General features: G+C 66.5%; 19 protein-coding genes and 1 pseudogene. 11 read left to right on the top strand and 9 right to left on the bottom strand.

Going from position 1 to position 18085, the window contains the following annotated elements; all coding sequences use genetic code 11:
• Nucleotides 1-906 (bottom strand): VOC family protein, encoded by a 906-nt coding sequence (locus P3H15_RS42250; protein ID WP_276142727.1) that lies wholly within the window; start codon nucleotides 904-906, stop codon nucleotides 1-3.
• Nucleotides 907-1216: 310 nt separating this feature from the next.
• Here P3H15_RS42250 and P3H15_RS42245 point away from each other — a divergent pair, with 310 nt between their 5' ends.
• Nucleotides 1217-2086 (top strand): alpha/beta fold hydrolase, encoded by an 870-nt coding sequence (locus P3H15_RS42245; RefSeq protein WP_276142726.1) that lies wholly within the window; start codon nucleotides 1217-1219, stop codon nucleotides 2084-2086.
• Between the two features lie 110 nt (nucleotides 2087-2196).
• Here the strand turns inward: P3H15_RS42245 and P3H15_RS42240 are convergent, their stop codons facing one another.
• Nucleotides 2197-3075 (bottom strand): IclR family transcriptional regulator, encoded by an 879-nt coding sequence (locus P3H15_RS42240; RefSeq protein ID WP_276142725.1) that lies wholly within the window; start codon nucleotides 3073-3075, stop codon nucleotides 2197-2199.
• Between the two features lie 129 nt (nucleotides 3076-3204).
• Between P3H15_RS42240 and P3H15_RS42235 the strand changes: the two genes are divergently transcribed.
• The 3 genes from P3H15_RS42235 to P3H15_RS42225 all read left to right on the top strand — a co-directional run bounded on the left by P3H15_RS42235 (nucleotide 3205) and on the right by P3H15_RS42225 (nucleotide 7450).
• A complete protein-coding gene (locus P3H15_RS42235) occupies nucleotides 3205-4503 on the top strand; it encodes a flavin reductase family protein (RefSeq protein ID WP_346348839.1) in 1299 nt (432 codons plus the stop codon).
• A gap of 36 nt (nucleotides 4504-4539) precedes the next feature.
• On the top strand, nucleotides 4540-5913 hold the full coding sequence (locus P3H15_RS42230) for an SLC13 family permease (RefSeq protein ID WP_276142724.1): 1374 nt from the start codon (nucleotides 4540-4542) through the stop codon (nucleotides 5911-5913).
• An 823-nt stretch (nucleotides 5914-6736) separates the two neighbouring features.
• Nucleotides 6737-7450 (top strand): hypothetical protein, encoded by a 714-nt coding sequence (locus tag P3H15_RS42225; RefSeq protein ID WP_276142723.1) that lies wholly within the window; start codon nucleotides 6737-6739, stop codon nucleotides 7448-7450.
• Between the two features lie 438 nt (nucleotides 7451-7888).
• Here the strand turns inward: P3H15_RS42225 and P3H15_RS42220 are convergent, their stop codons facing one another.
• From P3H15_RS42220 to P3H15_RS42210, 3 genes are all read right to left on the bottom strand, one after another.
• Nucleotides 7889-8383, bottom strand: coding sequence for a hypothetical protein (locus P3H15_RS42220; protein WP_276142722.1), 495 nt, complete (start codon nucleotides 8381-8383; stop codon nucleotides 7889-7891).
• A 190-nt stretch (nucleotides 8384-8573) separates the two neighbouring features.
• Nucleotides 8574-8813, bottom strand: coding sequence for a hypothetical protein (locus tag P3H15_RS42215; RefSeq protein ID WP_276142721.1), 240 nt, complete (start codon nucleotides 8811-8813; stop codon nucleotides 8574-8576).
• A gap of 385 nt (nucleotides 8814-9198) precedes the next feature.
• Entirely contained in the window at nucleotides 9199-10146 is a 948-nt protein-coding gene (locus P3H15_RS42210; RefSeq protein ID WP_276142720.1) for a phosphatidylserine/phosphatidylglycerophosphate/cardiolipin synthase family protein, read from the bottom strand.
• A 284-nt stretch (nucleotides 10147-10430) separates the two neighbouring features.
• On the opposite strand from P3H15_RS42210, the gene P3H15_RS42205 reads away from it, so the two are divergent.
• On the top strand, nucleotides 10431-11315 hold the full coding sequence (locus P3H15_RS42205; RefSeq protein ID WP_276142719.1) for a hypothetical protein: 885 nt from the start codon (nucleotides 10431-10433) through the stop codon (nucleotides 11313-11315).
• Nucleotides 11315-11533, top strand: a complete 219-nt coding sequence (locus tag P3H15_RS42200) for a hypothetical protein (protein ID WP_276142718.1) — start codon at nucleotides 11315-11317, stop codon at nucleotides 11531-11533. Before P3H15_RS42205 ends, P3H15_RS42200 begins: the two co-directional genes overlap by 1 nt.
• A 282-nt stretch (nucleotides 11534-11815) precedes the next feature.
• Here P3H15_RS42200 and P3H15_RS42195 read toward each other — a convergent pair whose 3' ends face one another.
• A complete protein-coding gene (locus P3H15_RS42195) occupies nucleotides 11816-12619 on the bottom strand; it encodes a phosphoadenosine phosphosulfate reductase family protein (protein WP_276142717.1) in 804 nt (267 codons plus the stop codon).
• 23 nt (nucleotides 12620-12642) lie between these two features.
• Between P3H15_RS42195 and P3H15_RS42190 the strand changes: the two genes are divergently transcribed.
• The 5 genes from P3H15_RS42190 to P3H15_RS42170 all read left to right on the top strand — a co-directional run bounded on the left by P3H15_RS42190 (nucleotide 12643) and on the right by P3H15_RS42170 (nucleotide 16169).
• The gene (locus tag P3H15_RS42190) at nucleotides 12643-13293 is read left to right on the top strand and encodes a hypothetical protein (protein ID WP_276142716.1); all 651 of its coding nucleotides are present in this window, start codon (nucleotides 12643-12645) and stop codon (nucleotides 13291-13293) included.
• 99 nt (nucleotides 13294-13392) lie between these two features.
• Nucleotides 13393-13833, top strand: coding sequence for a hypothetical protein (locus P3H15_RS42185; RefSeq protein WP_276142749.1), 441 nt, complete (start codon nucleotides 13393-13395; stop codon nucleotides 13831-13833).
• Nucleotides 13830-14681 carry an RAMP superfamily CRISPR-associated protein gene (locus tag P3H15_RS42180; RefSeq protein WP_276142715.1) on the top strand — a complete coding sequence of 284 codons (852 nt, stop codon included), beginning with the start codon at nucleotides 13830-13832 and terminating at the stop codon, nucleotides 14679-14681. The genes P3H15_RS42185 and P3H15_RS42180 overlap by 4 nt, the downstream gene beginning before the upstream one ends.
• Complete coding sequence (locus P3H15_RS42175; RefSeq protein ID WP_276142714.1) at nucleotides 14678-15415, top strand: hypothetical protein; 738 nt, start codon at nucleotides 14678-14680, stop codon at nucleotides 15413-15415. The genes P3H15_RS42180 and P3H15_RS42175 overlap by 4 nt, the downstream gene beginning before the upstream one ends.
• Nucleotides 15416-15746: 331 nt before the next feature.
• On the top strand, nucleotides 15747-16169 hold the full coding sequence (locus P3H15_RS42170) for a hypothetical protein (protein ID WP_276142713.1): 423 nt from the start codon (nucleotides 15747-15749) through the stop codon (nucleotides 16167-16169).
• A 351-nt stretch (nucleotides 16170-16520) separates the two neighbouring features.
• Here P3H15_RS42170 and P3H15_RS42165 read toward each other — a convergent pair whose 3' ends face one another.
• The 3 genes and pseudogenes from P3H15_RS42165 to P3H15_RS42155 form a co-directional block, all read right to left on the bottom strand.
• On the bottom strand, nucleotides 16521-16643 hold the full coding sequence (locus tag P3H15_RS42165) for a hypothetical protein (protein ID WP_276142712.1): 123 nt from the start codon (nucleotides 16641-16643) through the stop codon (nucleotides 16521-16523).
• A 224-nt stretch (nucleotides 16644-16867) separates the two neighbouring features.
• On the bottom strand, nucleotides 16868-17194 hold the full coding sequence (locus tag P3H15_RS42160) for a hypothetical protein (RefSeq protein WP_276142711.1): 327 nt from the start codon (nucleotides 17192-17194) through the stop codon (nucleotides 16868-16870).
• 166 nt (nucleotides 17195-17360) lie between these two features.
• Nucleotides 17361-17921 (bottom strand): annotated as a pseudogene (locus P3H15_RS42155) (IS21 family transposase); the annotation flags it as partial.
• Nucleotides 17922-18085 lie beyond the last annotated feature (164 nt).

Below are 18085 nucleotides of genomic sequence, written 5' to 3'. Positions count from 1 at the left end.
CTAGTCGACGTCGGCCGCGGGAAGGAGGTTCGCCACCGGTTCGGCTCGTCGGTGCCCCCAGTAGTGCGCGTCGTTGTAGCGGGCCGGCCGCCACGATTCGTCGACAAGCGTTCCGCCGGTGCCGTATTCGAGTCCGAATCCGGATGGCGTTCGGACGTAGAACGAGAGCATGTCGTCGTTGGTGTGTTTCCCGAACGTGGTGATCAGTGGTGCTTCACCGTCGAGGACCTTGTCGTAGGCGCGGCCTACCGCGTCGAGATCGGTCACCTCGAGCATCAGATGGCCGACACCCGGCTCGACCCCGTCGAGTTGGGCGAAAGCGAAGGAGTGATGTCGTGCATTGCACCGCAGGAAAAGTAATTCGGCTTGGCGCTTCGGGGAGTCGACCAGGTCGGTGAACTTCATGCCGAGCACGTCGACGTAGAGGTGCCAGTAGGCGTCGCGATCGTTGACGATCTGCAGTAAGTGGCCGAGCCCGTGCTCGCCGGCAACGAAGGAGACGCCGTTCGGGGAGGCGAACCGCTCCAAGGATTCGGTCAGACCGTAGAAGATTTCGAGCGAGGCGAGGCCGTCGGGATCGGCGAACGAGAAGAGTTCGATGACGCCGCGGTTGCGGGCGTCGTCCTTCGATCCCATGGTTGTCACGTAGCCTTCTGCTTCCAACCGTGCTCGCAGGGCTTGTAGCTCCTGGGGGCCTGAGACCTCCCATCCGATCACCGCGATTCTATCGCGGGTGGATCGTCGGACCTCGACACGATAATTCTTGTTGTCGATCCGGAAACGGAGAAAGCCGTCGAACTCGTCGGCGATCTGCATGCCGCAAAGCGACTTCCCGAAGCGTCTCCACTCGTCGAACTGTGTCGTCTCGATGACGACGTAGCCCAGTGCCTTCACACTCGGATCCATCGGGGGTCCCCCTTCTTGATCGGGGCGGCGGCGCAGTCGTCAGCTGCGCTTTCGCTTGCTGGGTGCCCCGCGGGTCAAGCGGCTCGCGATGGGTGGAGCACCGCCTGCACGAGCCGATGACGGCCGGGACACGAGCCATCCTGTGGCCTGGCCCACGAGAGGGCCAGCATTGTGTTCCAAAGCCTGAAACTTTCGCTCAACGGCCAGATTGTTCCAAACCTCGGAAACCGAGGATGGTGTTCGCGAGAGGCGGTGCGGCACTCTGCGCGGTGAGAGCAATTTCGCTGCGTTATATCGAGGAGGGTGCATCATGATTCCGTTCACCGAGGAAGCGACCAGCCGGTTCGTCGACACACCCAGTGGGACGTTGCACTTCCACGAGTACGGGGAAGGGCATCCGGTCGTGTTTCTGCACGGCTCCGGCCCCGGGGCGACCGGATGGAGCAACTTCTCGGAGAACATCAGGACCCTCGGTGCCCACTTCCGGTGCTTGGCGGTGGACATGCCCGGGTGGGGCCGCTCCGCCGCGGTCAGTCCGGCCGACCGGTGCCATCACCGAACCGCGGTCGAGTTCCTCGATGCACTCGGCATCGATTCCGCCGCGTTCATCGGCAACTCCATGGGCGGTGCGACCTGCCTCAAGGTTGCAGCTACCGCACCCGAGCGCGTAACGCACCTGGTCACCATGGGTGCAGGAGGAGGGGGCGCGAAACTGTTCGGGCCCGGTGACGGACCGACCGAGGGACTGAAGGTCCTCCAGCGGGCCTACCGAGATCCATCTCCGGAATCGATGCGCGCCCTCGTCGACATCATGACCTACGACCCCGCACACGCCGGCGACGCGCTTGCCGAAGAGCGATCCCGGAACGCGAAGAGCAACCCGGAGCATCTGGCCAACTTCATCTCGGGTATCGGCAAGGATCGACCGCACCGTGCCACCGATGCGGAACTCGCCGCTATTTCGGTGTCGTCGTTGATCATTCACGGGCGAGATGACCGTGTTGTGCACTGGGAAAACGGACTGAAGCTGTGCACGATAATCCCCGACTCGCGCCTGGTGATGATCAATCGATGTGGGCACTGGGCCCAGATCGAGCACGCCGACGAGTTCAACCGACTGGTAGCCGGCTTCGTGGGTGCGAGATCCGTCGAGTCCCGCGAGGCTGTCCTCAGCCGATGACCTGCTGACTTCCGGACAGAGGACCGTGTGACCCGACGATAGCTCCATCGTCGGGTCACACCCATGTCTACGGGCGGGCCAGACCGACCCTGCTGCCGGTGGACCGTCGACTAGGGGTTCCGGGGAGCATCGTCGTCTTCTTCCTCCTCTGCGGACACCAGCATGTCCGACAGCAATCGTGCATATCGCACGACCCGCCTGGAGAGCTTCGCTTCGTCGAAGGCATGGCTTCGTACGGACACCGAGAGCGCCCCCACCGGACGCTGGCCGCGCATCACGGGCGCTCCGACACAGCTCACGCCCAGGATCGTTTCTTCCAGGTCGACGGTGTAACCCATCGCGCCGGTCCGGGCGAGCTGGTCGACGAGAAGTTGGGGGGCGACCTTGGAGTTCCTGGTCAGACGGGGGAACGGTGTTGCCGGTACCGCCTGTCGACCTTCCTTACGTATCTGTTCGGCCAACAGTGCCTTGCCCAGTGCGGTGGTAGTGATCGGCAGGCGCGCGCCGATCCGAGTCGGGATTGCCACCGAATCCATGCCGAAGATCTTCTGCGCGATCATGACCTCGTCGCCGCGCCTCACGCCGAAGTGGACCACCCCACGCGTCTCCACGTACAACTCGGTCATCAGAGGCAACGCCAGTGCAGGCGGTCCATCCACACGGCCGAGAATCGAGCTCTGGGCGAGTTCGAAGATCTGCCAGCTCGGCCGGTACTTGAGTCCGTCTCGTTCGAGCACCCCGCTCGTCACGAGATGTGAGAGCAGCCGGTAGGTCGTCGACTTGGGTAGCCCATTGGCCTCGGCAACCTCGGTGACGCCGAGGGAGGAAAGTTTGCCCCGGAAGGAATCCAGGACGCTGACGGCCTTCTCCACCGAGGTCATCTCGACCATGTCGAGGGGCACGCCGGCGCGAGGGTCCGGACCGGGCCGACCCGGGTCGGTGGGTTCTACCCAACCTGGATTCCACGGGTAGTTGCGATCATGGGACATCGTCGTCCTTCCCGACTCGACGAGCGGGCCATCAAAAAGCAGTTCAGGGGTACCTGAATATAGGGCACAACGGTGCGGTTGAAGAAGCTCGGGCGGGCGCCTCAGATTTTTTCCACCCTTTGAAACCCGGTGGTGGTCAGGCTCACATTTACGCCCCTAGTGTTGCGCGGCAGACCGCCAGGCCGAACCAGAGCCGCGGGTGACGAAGGGATCGACGTGGTCGAAGCGGATGACTTTCGGGAGGTGCTCGGTCATCACCCGACCGGGGTTTCGCTCGTGACGAGCTTGTCCGAAGACAGTGACCCCATCGGCATGGTCGTCGGGACGTTCAGCTCGGTCTCGATGGACCCACCCCTGGTGTCCTTCATGCCGATGAAGTCCTCCTACACGTGGTCGAGGATGAAGCCGGCCAAGCGCTTCTGCATCAACATCTTGGCCGCAGATCAGCAGCAGCGCTGCGGAGAATTCATGAGAGCTGCTGCAGAAGAACGCTTTTCGGACTGGCGGTGGGACCCCTCTCCTCACGGGCTTCCGATTCTCAGTGATGTCATCGCATGGATCGACTGCAGCGTCGTCGACGAAGTGGAGGCAGGCGATCACTGGATCGTCCTCGGTAAGGTCGAGTCCCTCGGTGTGTCCAGATCCGTACCGCCGCTCCTGCACTTCCAGGGTGGCTACGGACGATTCGCCCCCAAGTCTCTGGTGTCGATCCCCGATCACGACATCAGGTTCGGTGTCCGCGACGCCGAGCTCGCCCGACCGGTGCTCGAGCGCCTCGCCAACGCTCACGACGCCGAATGCTCCAGCGTCGTCACCATCGGGAACGAAGCCGTGGCCGTCGTCGGCGCCGCTACCGGCCCCAACGTGTCCAACGCGCGCAGGCTCGGCCTTCGGATGCCGCTGGTACCGCCGGTCGGCGACGTGTTCGCCGCGTTCAACTCCCAAGACTTCGCCGACCGCTGGATCGACAGACGGACAGACCGCAGCGAAGGGGCCGCGCAGCGACTCCGTGACCGGCTTCGCCTGGTCCGGGAGCAGGGGTGGTCGGCGTCAGCGACGGCCAGCGGAACCTACAGCGACCTGGCCCTTCATCAGGCCTTCCGCAACTTCACCACCGGAACCTACACACCGGCCGAGGAGCGGAAAATCCTCTCGGCCGTCGCGAAGTCGACCGAGTACTACTCACCCGACCCGATCACACGCCAAGCGCTCTACACCGTCGGATCCCTCGTCGTTCCCGTCCATCACGAGGACGGTGGCGTGCGTTCTGCACTGCGGCTCGGCCAGCTCAACAAGTCCATGACCGGTGCCGAGCTGTTCGCGCTGGCCGACGAACTCATGGAATCCGCACGAGAAATTCAAGCGATCCATCGAACACACGACGGTGCCGGGACGCCCGATCTGCAGGTCGAAATCCTCTCACACTGAACACAACCCGACCTTCTCCGACTCGAGGAACACACAATGGGTATTCAAATACTCTCTCTGCTGGTACTGGGTGCAATCATCCTGATCGGCACCTGGAAGACCATTCACATCGGGATCCTGGCCCTGGTAGCCGCCTTCGGGGTCGGCGTACTGCTGGCCGGGCAATCGATAAAAGACGTCATGTCGGGATTTCCCGTCAGCCTGCTCATCCTGCTTGTCGGAATCACGTATCTTTTCGCGATCGTGAGAGATTCCGGCGTGATCGATTGGATCGTCCAGAAGACGCTCGCGCTGGTGGGCGGACATGTCTTCGCAATCCCCTGGGTGTTCTTCTTCCTTGCTGCCATTCTCGGTTCCATGGGCTCGTCGCTGACCTCCCTCGCCTTGGCGCCGATAGCCATGATCTTCGCGGGAAAGCACAAACTGCATCCCCTGCTGATGGCATTGACAATCGTTCTCGGCGGAGGTGCCGGGGGCTTCGCTCCCACCTCGTTGTTCGGAATCATCGCCAACGGGGTTGCGGCCGACAACGGCATCGAGCCCCAACCGTGGCTGCTGTTCGGCGCTGCCTTCGGAATCAACCTTGCGCTCTTCGCAGCCGCCTTCGTTGCGCTGGGACTGCGAAATCGGGAAAAGACGGCAACGACAGCGGGCGACCATGGTGGGGCCGTCCCGACATGGCCCCTCCGCGGTCCGCTGAGTGCTCCCGGCGCAACAGGTTCGTCCGGAGCGCAACCTGATCGTGCACCGACCGCCGTCGCCACGGCCGAGCCGGAACGGGCCGACGACGTCGTCAGCAAGCTTTCCCGGTATCAGCTCGTGTGCCTGTTCGCGGTCGCGGCGTTGATGGGGCTCGTCATCCTGTTCATGTTCCTGGACATCGAATCCGATGTCGGGGTTCTCGCCCTTGCGCTGGCTCTGATCATTTCGATGCTCGACCCGACACGGACACGAGAGGCCGTGAAGGGGATCGACTGGTCGACGATCCTCCTGGTTGGAGGGATTCTGACCTACGTCAGCGTGATGCAGAGGATGGGGACGGTAGAACTTCTCGGACATGCCGCCGAGTCGGTCGGATCCCCGCTGCTCGCCGCCTTTGCCCTGTGCCTCGTTGCGGCGTTCGTCTCCGCGTTCGCTTCGACCACGGGAATCCTCGGTGCACTGATCCCCCTGGCGGTACCGGTGATCGCGATCGGTGGCCTTCCCGGGTTCGGTCTGATCGCCGCCATCGCCATCTCGTCCAACCTGGTGGACAGCACGCCCTTCTCCTCACCTGGAGCAACGTGCATCGCCAATGCCGAGCCGGGCCAGCGGGCCAAGCTGACCAAGCTGATGCTTGCCTGGGGTTTCACCATGATCATCGCCGGTCCCATCATCACGGTGACTGCGTTTGTAGTTCCGGGCATGTGACGAGACCTCAGGTGCGCAGCCCGGGTTGCCTAACAGAACAACGACCGGGCTGCGCCCCTCCGCAGGCGGTTACAGCAGGTGAGGTGAGGAGCCGCCGGAATGCGGAGATACCTGGTGGACGCAATGACGCATTGCGCAGGCACATCCGGCCCAATGCTCGGTTTCGAAGTGGGCGAGTGAAATCCGGATCCGCACCGCTCCTCGGCCGATATCGTACCGGCCCTTTCCGGGCCGTCAGTGCGCACGCAGGTCACCGAGTCGAGACTCTGGAGGGCATGTCGAGTGGGCCACAATCCAGCACCGGAGCCGTCTCATCGGGTGCCGGACTGGCGGGTGTGTTGATCCGATCGGTCGGTACGATCCGCATCGTGTTCGTCGGGGAACGGGCACGCAGTTCAATTCGGAGGGGATCGTCAATGCCAACGTTCGCGGGCTACCTAAGGAGCACAGGTCGGAGGCGACGCACCGCACTGGCCTTCGCGATGTCCGTGAGCGCGACACTTCTCACTGCCGCACCTGCCGCACCTGCCGCCGCCCTGCCCGGCGACACGCACCCGGCGGGCGCATTGCTCGCCGAACAGCATGTCACCGCTGCGATTCTCCCCGCCGGCGCCGCGGACACCAGCACTGTCATCCGCTATTCCACCTTGCGCACCGCCACCGAAGCCGGTGAGTCCACCGGCTCGATATTCCTGCCGCAGGGTGCACCCTCCGCCGGTGGATGGCCCGTCGTGTCCTACGCGCATGGCAACGTCGGCATCGACGACGAATGTGCACCGTCGGTCACCGGATCCGGTGACGTGGAACGGGAATTCATCCAGCAGTGGCTCGCCGCCGGCTACGCGGTCGCGGCCACCGACTACGCCGGGATCGGCACCGACGGGGTCAACGCATACCCGACGGACCCGCGGCTGGCACCAACACCGTCGACATCGCCCGCGCCGCCCACCAGCTCTACGGTGACCAACTCAGCGACCGGTGGATCGCCGCGGGCCTGTCCCAAGGCGGTCACGCCACCTACTTCGCCGCCCCCACCCACCTCGATCAGCTCTTCCCGCTGGCCGGACCGAACTTCCCCGCTGTGCCGGTCGCCGGGATCGCGCACTACGTCCTCTACACGCCCGGACTCGACGACACTCGTCCGGAACTCGGAATCCGCCAGTATCTGACCCCCACCGGAATCGAGTTGATGGAGAAGGCGAGGGCGACCTGCAACAACGACCTGAACGACTATCTGAGCGCCCAACCGGTGACCGTCGCGGAACTGTTCACCACCCCACTCGACACCCCCGGCCTCCGTGAGGCGCTCGATGAGATGCAGCACGTCCCCACTGATGGGTTCGACCGACCGATACGGGTCGTGCACAGCCTCGCCGACACCAAGGTCCCGATCCCACTGACCTGGGCGCAACTCACCGAAATGCGTTCCAGTGCTGTCGACGTCGAGTATCAGCAACTGTCCGAGGCAGACCATGCCCACAGCCTCACCGCGTCGATGCCCGAATCCCTGGACTTCGCCGCCCGGGTCCTGCGCTGAGCGCACGCCCGGCCACCCGAGGTAATGAGTCGGCCCCGGATGCGTGCCGACACCATCGATCCGTGAGCAGTGGCGACTATGAGGGTGGACCTGATGGCAGGGGGAGGGACAGCCGCAGATTCATCACCGTGACGGAAGTGCCCAGCAGGTCGGTGTCTGTCTACTTCGAGCCGAGGGCGGGTGCCGCGGAAAGTGGGCATCGCCATCACCCGTGCGAGGACACGGTTCGCTAGCGTAGCACTGCTAGCTATCAGCGCTACGCTAGCAATCGTAAATTTCTTGGCTTGATCGTCGGCGAGACCACCCAAGGCCTGGGTTGCGGTCCACCGACTCGGCCGAGCCCCTTCGGGGGCGGGGCAGTGAACCGGGGGTTCCGACACTCGGAGATCGTCACCGGCGGCGCGGGCGTTCCGTTCGTCGAACAGGATTGGCAACCCGTCATCGACGGGCATCGGACCCGGACGCGGTGGTGGGGAAGGGGCTGGGACCGAGCGTGAGGGTGACCGAGGTGGGGTGGAGTCCGACCTGTGGCCAGCCGGTGGTGACGGTCAGTGATCCGGTGGTCGGGTAGGTGCCGATCCAGTATTGCGGCGTGGTGCGGTACGGCCGAGATCCCTGCGAGGCGGGGTCGGGTGTCGGGTGGAACGGGTCGGCGAACCCGTCGAGGTCGTCGGCGCCGACGCGCACGGCCAGGTAGGACCACTGCGCCGACCAGTCACCGGGGTCGGTCAGGGCCCGGGTTTCGTAGCGCGCGAAGTCGGCGCGGACACCGCTGACACACAGCGTGAACCGCAGCAGCAACCCGGACGCGAACGCGGTCGCCGCGGACAGCTCGAGGGCGAGGTCCTTGTCCGCCGCGATCGGCATGCCCGCGTGCACGACGACCCCTCCGGTAGTGGGCGGCGCGAGGGCCGGCCAACGATGGCGGCGCATGCTTCATCGTCGCATCACCCGGCCCCACCATGCCTGTGAATCTCCTGAGAGTCCCACTCCCAGAAAGTAATTTGAGACCACAACCTGCAGGCCGGTAACACAGATCGGGGTGCACATCCACCACAAGCGTGCTGCCGCCAGGGGAGCGGATCTGTCCGCTCCAGGCAGCGGACGGGGCATGCCGGCCGGATCAGAGGGCGGCGGTGACCAGACCGGCAACGCCGGCGACCGCGACGAGCGCGAAAAGAGCCAGCGGGAAGGATCCGAGGACGGTGCACACCAGGGTCGTCAGCACGGCCAGGCCGATGATCACGGCGATACCCGCTTCCCAGGACTCGAGCAGCGCCACGTCGGTCGGCGCGGGCTCGCCGCGACCGGCGGCGCGGGTGGGCTGAGTGGTGGGCAGATGCGGGCCGGGGACGGCGGTCACGGGTGCTGCGGATCCTTTCTGGGCGTTGCAGGTTCGTGCGGGTTGATGTCACCGCGCGCAGAGAATTTAGCACTCCCCACGATGGAGTGCTAATGCATTGTTCTGTCGGCATGATTCGGTGAACACCGCGGTCGACTGCACACGATGAGGGGTGTTGACCGGCGTGCGGAGCCGTCTCCCTGCTCGGGCACGGGTCGACCACGAACGACGGGTCGACCACCAATGGTGAGAACGGTTCACCCTGTCGGTGGGGCCGCCAGCACCGCATGGGATCGCTCGAGCGGCGAGCAGCACTGTCGGGGTTTCCAGCGCCGTCTAGTGTTTCCGCTTTCGGGTTCGGCGGTTCCGGCGCAGCCGGGTCCCCAGGTTGGGGCGTCGAGGACGGTCAGAGATCCCACAATGCGAGCAGGTCGGTCCGGAGACCGGGGGAGCGGACGAAGTGATCGGTCCGCAACCGGGAGCCAGGGTGCCCGAGATCGGTGAGCGCCCTCTCGGCATCGGAGAGGGGAAGCGGTGGCAGGTCGGTGCGGATTCGCAGGAAATACAGCACCGCGCCACCGGATCGCGGGATCTTCATCGGGTCGGACACCACGACGGCCGGCGGGTACACCCACCCGTCGTCGACGGAGACGAAAACGACCACGTCGCCGCGCCGGACAGCGCTGGCTCGGTCGAGGCGCAGCGATTCGAGCGCGTACTTCACCGCCGGCCCTACCGTGGCCGGTCGCCGCGACCGGCGCTCGTCGAGCACATGCCGTTCGGTGGGACTGGGCTCGTAATCGACCGCATGCTTGACGAACATCCGGGTGACCGGGACCGGCAGAAACTCCGCATCCGGGTCACGGATTCGACCGGTCACCCCGGGGATCGGCACCGCCCGCCCGATCTCCCACTCCCGAGCGGCGTCATCGAGGAAAACCTCATCGACCTCGGTGACCTCGTCGATGCGATCGATGAACGTCCGCACCGACGCAATCACCTCGGGGTCATCGGTGATGACCACAGCGTCATCGGCGAAGGCAGAGTTCTCGGAGGCATTCGCCGACCCGACCACCGCCCGCCGACCGGTGACGATCACCTTCGCATGCAGGGTCGGCGACGACAGCACCCGAACACCCTTGCTGAGGTAGTAGGCGAGGGCCGCGGGGGAGGTGGCATGCGCCCGGATCGCAGCCTTGGACGCGTTGACGACCAACAAGTCACCGGCGCGCAGGGGAAGCAAATCGGGTGCATCCTGACCGAGGTAGGCGATCGCCGCATGGCGCGCGCCGCGGGTGCCGATCGCGCGGGTGATGTGTGGCCACGGACTCGGCCCGTGGAAGGTGGTCCCCATACCCACTGACGGTAGCGGCCCGTACGTGAGCGGGTGCACTGTTGGTCGCCATGCTTTGGCGGAGCCTGATGCTGGGCACGATCTTTCGGTATAGTTTCGGGCATCCGGCGCGGTGACGCCGGCGGTACGCACGCCGAACGTTGTTGATGGTTTGGTCGCCAGAGGACGCACGTTCGCCGTGGCACCCACCAGGTGTGGGTCCGAGCGTGGCAGATGGTTACTAAGGCCCGTCTGCCACGCTTCGTCGTATCCACGGGGCGAAATCGCAGTCGGGGAGGCGACGGGTGGCCTACAGCATCAGCCCGGACACTCGGGACACTCGCCTGGACCCCGAGGCCGGCATCAGCACCACCCCCGCGGCCAAGCCCGCCGGCTACCGCACGGCAGCGAACTACGAGGACCGTGCTGCCGACCGTGACGGGGCCCGGGAATTGGACCGGATGGTCGAGGACGCCGCATTCACCCGCGCCCGCAAGGACCTGGAGCGAGCCTTTCCCCGGACCGCAGTTCCGGAGGTGTCCGAGCGGAAACGCCGGGAGCTGCCGATCCCGGATTCGATTCGCCAGGCACCGAGTTCGCGGCAGCGCAAGGCCCGGTCGGTGAACAAGAACCGGGCGCAAACCCAGCTTCCGAAGGTCGGGTACACCGCGGTGCAGAACCTGATCACCGACCCCGACCGGTGGGACGAGGTCGGCGGCGCGCTCTCACGCGCGCGGGGCGATGCCCAGCAGTTGGAGGAGACGATGCGCTCCCAGGTCCAGCGTGTCGATCGCGCGATTCAGACCGCGGAACGGTTCAACGATCGCGGCCACATCCTCTACGCCGCCGTCCGCCTCCCGCACGCCGCCCCGCGGGAGGCGGTGAACCTGCCGTCGACGCTGCAGCCCGGCTCCCGCCTCGAGTTCGACCGGTACACCGGGGCGGCGCATGCCCTCCACGAACTCGATCAGACACTGACCGAACGGGACGTGGTGTTCGAGATCGACACCGGCCGGGGCATGTACCTGGGCCGCTCGGACTCGGTCGACGACACCGCGCACCTGCTGCCGCGCGGGATGCGGTTCGAGGTGATCTCCTCCGGCCCGGGGCGGTACCGCCGCCCGGATGGGTGGATCGGCGAGCAGATGATCGTGCAACTGAAAGACATCACCGACGAGAAGGGGTTGTGATGGGATTGTTCACCGACGGCAAGGGCCGACCCGAGCTGGTCATGCACCCGGACATCAAGCTGGGACGCGCACATTACCGGCCTGTCGACGACGAGTCCGAGCCGGAGGAGACCCCGAAGCAGCGCGCCCGCCGCGAGCTGAAAATGCGGCTGAGCGCCGAGAAACGGGCACGAGAGAAGAAAGAAAAGACCGGAGACACCAACCCCCAGCAGGGGTGACGCCTCCGGCTCATCCTGTGCAACCGCAGTAAACGAGACACTACCTCAGGTAGTACAGCAGTGACGGGACCCGGGAGACCTCATGGATCGGCTGTCGCGGGCGACGTCGTCGACGCGCTGGGCGGTCACCCCGGCCGAGGCGCTCGATCATCTCGCTTCCCACTCGAGTTCACCAGTGCGACATGCCGTGGGTGAAACCATCGGCGGCGCAGTCACGTACGAGGGCACCTTCGCGGCCGACGTACTCCGGCGTCACCCACATTGTGCGTGGTGATGCAGCCGTCAGGTCATCTGCCGAATACGGGGCAGCGTGTCGGCAATCTGCTCGAAGAGGGTGGGCCAGCCGCGCCGCAGCCAGGTCAGCCGGCCGCGGTCGAGGTGCCCGCCGTCGATCAGGTGCGAGAGCCGGTGCTGGTGTTCGGGCACACCGAGTTCGCGGAGTCTGGTGTAGACGGGGTTGACGGGTAGTCGGTGTCGGGCGATGTGCGCCCAGACGTCGGTGGTGGCCCAGTTCCAGATCGGCCCGTACGCGGTGGTGCCGTCCGCGCGGACGATGACCCCGTCGCGGCGACCGTTGCGGGTGTAGAGCAGGCGGCGGGCGGTCGATTCGTCGGCCCGCACACCCCACAACTCACCCGGCCCGAGGACCTGATGGGCGCGGCGGGCGGGTTCGGTGATCAGCACCTCGTGCAAATCCACCGCGGCCGCTGTGACGGCGGCGGTCGCGTGGTGGTCCCACAACCCGGAGTCGGCGAGGACATCGAGCAGCGGCGGATCAGTGCGGATACGGTGCAGATCCAGCCGCCAATGGTGGGCGAGTTCGGTGAGGTAGTCGTAGGTTTCGGGGTAGTCGAGGCCGGAATCGAAGAACACCACCGGCACATCCTTCTCGACCCGGCGGGCCAGGTCGAGCACGATAAGCGAGTCCTTGCCGCCGGAGAACGCGACGTACCCGTCATGCGCGGCGAGGTGTGCCTCGATTCGCGTGAGGATGGTCTCGAGGGCGGCCGGACCGGCCTTCGTCGACGGCGCCCGCAGGCCACGGAGCACGCTCAGGTCCAGGCCGGGGCCGGCTGCATCCACCACAGCTGGCAGGTTACGGTGCCGCCATGACCCTCGCCGCCGACACCGATGTCGTCTGGGCCGCCTATACCGCCGCCGTCGGGCCCGTCGACGCGGCAACGCCCGACGACCGAAGGACGGGGTGCGCGCGCTGCGGCCACACCACACCGGTCATGTTCCCGGTCGGGCAGGTGATCTCCCGGCGGTTCACCGGCTTCGAGTCCTGGACGAATCTGTCCGCCCGGAAACTCTGTCAGGTGTGCGCGTGGGCATACCGAGACCGGACGTTGCGTGTCGACGCGCATATCGTCACCCGTGATCCCGCCACCCTGAGGCCGGCGACCCCCGCACTGCTACACCAGGTGCTCTCCACCCCGATCGGTACGGACACGGCGGTGATCGTGCCGCTGCGGCCCGGCCGCAAACACCTGATCCCCGATGCCAGGTGGGGCGCCGTCACGGTCGACGACAGCCGGCTGGTCTGGCAGGAGCACGATGCTGCTCGGCTGGCGGTGATGTGCCGGCTCCGCAGTCATGGCTTCACCGAGACCATGCTCCGCGACACCGCCCCCACCTACTCTGTGGTGCGCCGCCCCCCGGCCGACCGCTGGCCGCAGGTGTTCGAGGACTGGAACCTGTTGGCGCCGTGGCGGCACGCGGACCCGTGGTGGGAGGTCGGCCTCCGCGCCACCCGATAGCACCAGCGCACTCCGGCACCGTGACCTCGCCGGATCATCAGCTGGTGAGCTCTCGACTCGAGAAAACGCCGGTTCTTCTCTAGCATTGCGGTGATGACTATGTCGGGGGAGAACGACCTTTCAGTGACCGACCGTTGGCTGGCCGCGGTTCCACAGCTACCCGGGCTGACCGATCCCGCTGCGCAGGCGGCGGAGCGGTTGGTGTTGTTGCTGCACTACGGAATCGACTGGTCCGACCGCAACTGGGTGGCCGCCCGCCGCAGTGACTACTGGGACACCCTGCTGCCCACCCGGGTGCGGGTGGCCACCTACAACAGCATCAACCTGCACCAGTGGTGGACCGCCTCGGCCGCCCGGCTCGGCTCCGCCCCGCGCACCGACGAACAACGCTCCGAACTGGCCATACTGCTCACGATTCAGGCGCGGCCGGTGCTGCAGGTGATGCGCGATCAAACCACCGCGCTCACACTTCGAACGCGGATCGTGGCCGACGCGGTCCGTGCCGCCCGCACCGGCGCGGCAGAGGGGTTGGCGTCGTGACCGTCTCGCGGGTGTGGGAGATCGAGATGACCGCGAAATCCCCGATCTCGCACCGCGGGGAGCTGATCGGCACCACCGCGATCGGCCGGCGCATGAAAATCCTCCAAGCCGACGGGGCGGTGGAGCTGGTCCCGGTCATCTCCGGCAACTCCTTCCGCGGCGTACTGCGCCGGATCGGCGAAGAACTGCTGCGCGACGTCCTCGGCTACGAGGGCCAGCTGCCGCTGGCGGTCGCCCACACCCTCCGCAACGGCGGCGCGATCGTAAAATCCTCCGCCGAGCCCATCACGGGCCGCCGCCTGCACCAACTCCGGGAACTGGTGCCGCAGCTGAGCGTGTTCGGCGGCGCCGTCGGCGCCGCCCCGATCGACGGCTGCCTACGCGTCGGCCACGTGGTCCCGATCGTCACCGAAGCCACCCCGATCCTTCGCCGCACCTACGAGGGGCCGATCCCATCGAGGTTCGACATCGAAGCCCTCGAGTCCTACTCCCACCTCGACGACGTCACCACCGGCCACGCCGGCACCACCGTCGACCCCGACACCGAGATCGGTGGGTCGGGGTCGCCGGTGATGCGCTACGACATCGAAGCCCTCGCCCCCGGAACCCGCCTCGAATCGTGGGCGCAACTGGTCCGCGGATCCGACCTCGACCACGCCTTCACCGCCGACGTCCTGGCCGAGTTCACCCGCACCGGCTGGCTCGGTGGGCGCACCGGAATCGGCCACGGCCAGATCACCACCACCCTCGACCCAACCCCTGTTGGTGCGCCGGTGGTCGATTGGCGGGAGATCGTCGCCGCACACCGCGATGAGGCCCTTCACATGCTGCTCTCACTCCCGGCATGACCCTCCACACCGCCGCGGGGACGGTGCCGCTCGTCATCCGCGCAAGAATGGCCGCCGGCGTCGCGCACGGGGTGCCGTGGGGCATCAGCCTCGATGGGCTCCTCGCCTCGGAGATCCGCGAGAACACCAAGGCCGCCGCCCGGGAAGTGGGCACCGACTACGAGCCGTACAGTCCCGACACCGTGCCGGAGGACCTGGAACTGCCATTGGCGCGTTGCCCGGGCGACGGCGGCGACCGGTGGCATTGGGCGGCGACATTCGCCTTCCCGGAGGACGAGGCCCCGGGCCCGCACGTGCAGTACTGGTCCGCCCGCCCCGACCAACAGGCCCTCGGCCAGATATCCGCGGAGTTGCCGGCGTTGGTGTCCGAACGGCAGGGCCGCTACCGCTCCCGCGTCATGCCGCTGCCGCTGACGGTCTGCCGGCACCTGGTGTGGCGCGCGGTCGGTCACCGGGCCGCCATCACCGAGCTGCTGACGCCGATCGTGTCGATCGGGAAGAAACGCGGCGCCGGACACGGCCACATCCTGTCCTGGGAGATCACCGAACACCCGGCCTCCGACCTGTGGGAGTTCGCGCACCTACACCCCGACGGCACACTCGGCCGCACCGCACCCCCGGCCTGCCTACACGAGCACGGGCACGTGCCGACCGGTGGGGAGGGGCGGATGGGGTTGCGGCCGCCCTATATGCACCCCTCCCGCCGCACACCGGTGCTGCTCCCGGCGACCTGACCGACTTCCGGGAAAAGACATGGGGCCCCCACCCTCCCACCCCAGACCGATGCGAGACCGCGCTCACCGGCAGGGCACCATTCGGCGGCGAGAAACCCCTCCCCGAACTGCCCATTGAGGCGGGTTCGGAGAGGGTTTAGCGTAGAAGGTGCGAGCCGTATCCCGTCGGGTCGAGACTTGACACATTCCGGGATACGACTCGCCACTCTACCGAGATTGTTCGCAGGCGAGGCGAATTCCCCGGGTGAGTCGAAGCAGGACGGCGGTGTTGTTCACGTCCCGGTTCCCCAGGTCTGCGACCTCGGCAACCATCGTGGACCATCCCGACTGCGTGAGTGACGAACGCGCACCGGTGCGGTACATGCCGGGTACCGGCATACTCGGGTGCATGGGCAGCCCCGACGGAAGTGACCTCGCAACCCGACGCCGCGACGCTCAGCGCGTGGTCCAGCATCTGCGATTTCTTGCCGAAAATTATGTCGATCAGGCGCTGGTCAAGGACGCGCTGCTTCGGGGGTTCTCCCAGTCGGAGGTGGCGAAACTGCTGGGCATGAGTAAGAAAACGGTCAACACCCACGCCCGGGTGCCGTTCATGCGCTACGCGGCCGCGATCGACTCCCGGATCGATGACCTCTGTCGCACGGACCGAGAATTCTTCGCCTACGTGTGGGGCTCCGAGGAGGCAGCGAACGCGGCTGTCGCGCGGTGCAAGCAGTACGACAGCGAACGCCTACTGGTGGAGTCCGATGGCTGAACCCCCACCCCCACGCTCGGAGGACACGTCTCATGGCGGTTCTCGGGACCCGCGTTGCCTGGTCCAGCCCAGCGCCGGCCGTTATTCGCTCCGGCGGCGGCCGCGCTCGGGGTCAGGTCGATGCCGGCGTTCCCGCTCTCCATCACCGAAACGACGATGGGTGCGTTGAACCTGCATTCGAGCCACCTGGGCGCGTTCGACGACAGGTCGCCGAGCTGCTCGGCTGTGAATTTCCTGAGAGTCCCTTCCCGCGAGAATGATTCGACCACGAGACCGGGCATCCAGGTAGGAGATCGGGGTGTCGACCCGCACCGGACGTGCGATGTCGCCGAGACCGGCATGGGGCAGTCGTCAGAGGGCGGCGATGGTCAGACCGGCGATGGTCAGACCGGCGATGGTCAGGCCGGCGATGCCGGCGACCGCGACGAGCGCGAGTAGGGCCGGCGTGAGCGATCCGAGGAGGGCGCACACCACGGTGGTCAGCAGCGTCAGGCGACGGTTACGGCGATACCCGCTTCCCGGGACCCGGGCAGCGCCGCCGAGTTCGGCATCCCGTCGGTGCGGCTGGTGTGGAAGGAGGTCGTGGGGGTGGCAGATGTGGGCCGGGAACGGCGGTCACGGGCGGTGCGGATCCGTGTCGACGATCGAGGGTTGAGGGTTGAGTGGGTTGGGGTGACGGCTGTGCGGCAGTGCGTCGGTCACAGGTACTCCAGGACGGGAAACAGCGCGATCGCGGACACGATGATCCCCGCGACTCCGGTGACGACACCGAGCAACGCCCGCAGCGAGGCGGGCTCATCCTCCGCCGCACCGGACCGGGATGCGGCGATCGCCCCGCACACCACGGCGCACACACCCAGGACGAACCCGAGTCCGGACACCCAGAACGACGCGAGGGACACCACCCCGAGAGCGAACGACACCGACGGCAACCGTGACCTTCTGCGCGGCGGTCGGGGCCGGGCACCCGCAGAGGCACTCCCGTCGCTGGTGGCACCTGATTCGGGTGGCGTCGCGGCGGTCATGATCCTCCTCGGAGTGCTCGGGTGGGTCCGGTCGTCGATGCCGCGAGCCGGGCAACAGCATCTGCGCTGCACCTGGACCGGCGACTGTGCCTGGGCCCGGCAGTATCGCGCGGGTGGTTCGTGTGCTCGGGTACGCAGAATTTAGCACTCTCGATGGCGGAGTGCTAATGATGGGCTGCACGAACAGCATCCGCGAACAGGCCAGGATCATCGCGAACGCCCACACCGCCACCCGCCGGTCGGTGGCCGGATCCCGCCACATCCCGAGCTTGCCGTAATCCACCTGAGCCTCGTCGCCGGGAGGGACCGCACCCCGGAGCACCGTCACCTTCGACTCCGCCACCTGATCGGCGAATTGCACTGCCACATACCGTCGTACCGTCGACTCGGACACCGTAACACCGTGGTCGTCACGCAGGCGTTGCGCGATGGTCGCGACCGTCACTGACCCCTTCAACTGCCCGTCGATCCAGTCGTGATGCGCGGCGATCGCCGGCCACGTCACCGCCCGCGCTGCCGGGTCGCCGACCTCCGGGAACCACCCCGTGATCAGCTCCCGCCAGAGCGCCTCGTCGAACTTCCCACCCTCGCCCGGCGCCAGCCCGGCCGCCAACGCGGGTGCCAGGTATTTCCGGATGGTTTTGCGGTCGATCCCCAGGGCCGTCGAGATCTGCACCTGAGACCTTCCGGCATGCCAATGCCGGAACAACTCCATCAGATCGATCATCGTCCACGTTCTCCTTGCCACCTCGGGCCCCTTCCCGGGCCCCGTGTCGGTGGCCCAGTCAGGAGCGAACCTGCAGCAGCACCCCAACCCCGGCCGACACGCCCCAGGGTGGGGTGCCTCTCTATTTGTCAAGCCGCCCTTGCGGAATCCGCTTCGTTTAGTCG

Origin of the sequence: Rhodococcus sp. T2V (assembly GCF_029269925.1) — a bacterium.
Classification (GTDB): domain Bacteria; phylum Actinomycetota; class Actinomycetes; order Mycobacteriales; family Mycobacteriaceae; genus Rhodococcus_F; species Rhodococcus_F koreensis.
The sequence above is the reverse complement of the archived record's forward strand: the minus strand, read 5'-3'. Positions and strand labels throughout refer to the sequence as shown.

Bases quoted from the DNA above. Each gene is read 5' to 3' on its own strand.
- P3H15_RS42160 (WP_276142711.1), bottom strand. From the start codon at position 17,194: ATGACCGCCGCGACGCCACCCGAATCAGGTGCCACCAGCGACGGGAGT.
- P3H15_RS42230 (WP_276142724.1), top strand. From the start codon at position 4,540: ATGGGTATTCAAATACTCTCTCTGCTGGTACTGGGTGCAATCATCCTG.
- P3H15_RS42185 (WP_276142749.1), top strand. From the start codon at position 13,393: ATGTCGGGGGAGAACGACCTTTCAGTGACCGACCGTTGGCTGGCCGCG.
- P3H15_RS42220 (WP_276142722.1), bottom strand. From the start codon at position 8,383: ATGCGCCGCCATCGTTGGCCGGCCCTCGCGCCGCCCACTACCGGAGGG.
- P3H15_RS42200 (WP_276142718.1), top strand. From the start codon at position 11,315: ATGGGATTGTTCACCGACGGCAAGGGCCGACCCGAGCTGGTCATGCAC.
- P3H15_RS42175 (WP_276142714.1), top strand. From the start codon at position 14,678: ATGACCCTCCACACCGCCGCGGGGACGGTGCCGCTCGTCATCCGCGCA.
- P3H15_RS42245 (WP_276142726.1), top strand. From the start codon at position 1,217: ATGATTCCGTTCACCGAGGAAGCGACCAGCCGGTTCGTCGACACACCC.
- P3H15_RS42190 (WP_276142716.1), top strand. From the start codon at position 12,643: ATGACCCTCGCCGCCGACACCGATGTCGTCTGGGCCGCCTATACCGCC.
- P3H15_RS42240 (WP_276142725.1), bottom strand. From the start codon at position 3,075: ATGTCCCATGATCGCAACTACCCGTGGAATCCAGGTTGGGTAGAACCC.
- P3H15_RS42250 (WP_276142727.1), bottom strand. From the start codon at position 906: ATGGATCCGAGTGTGAAGGCACTGGGCTACGTCGTCATCGAGACGACA.
- P3H15_RS42210 (WP_276142720.1), bottom strand. From the start codon at position 10,146: ATGGGGACCACCTTCCACGGGCCGAGTCCGTGGCCACACATCACCCGC.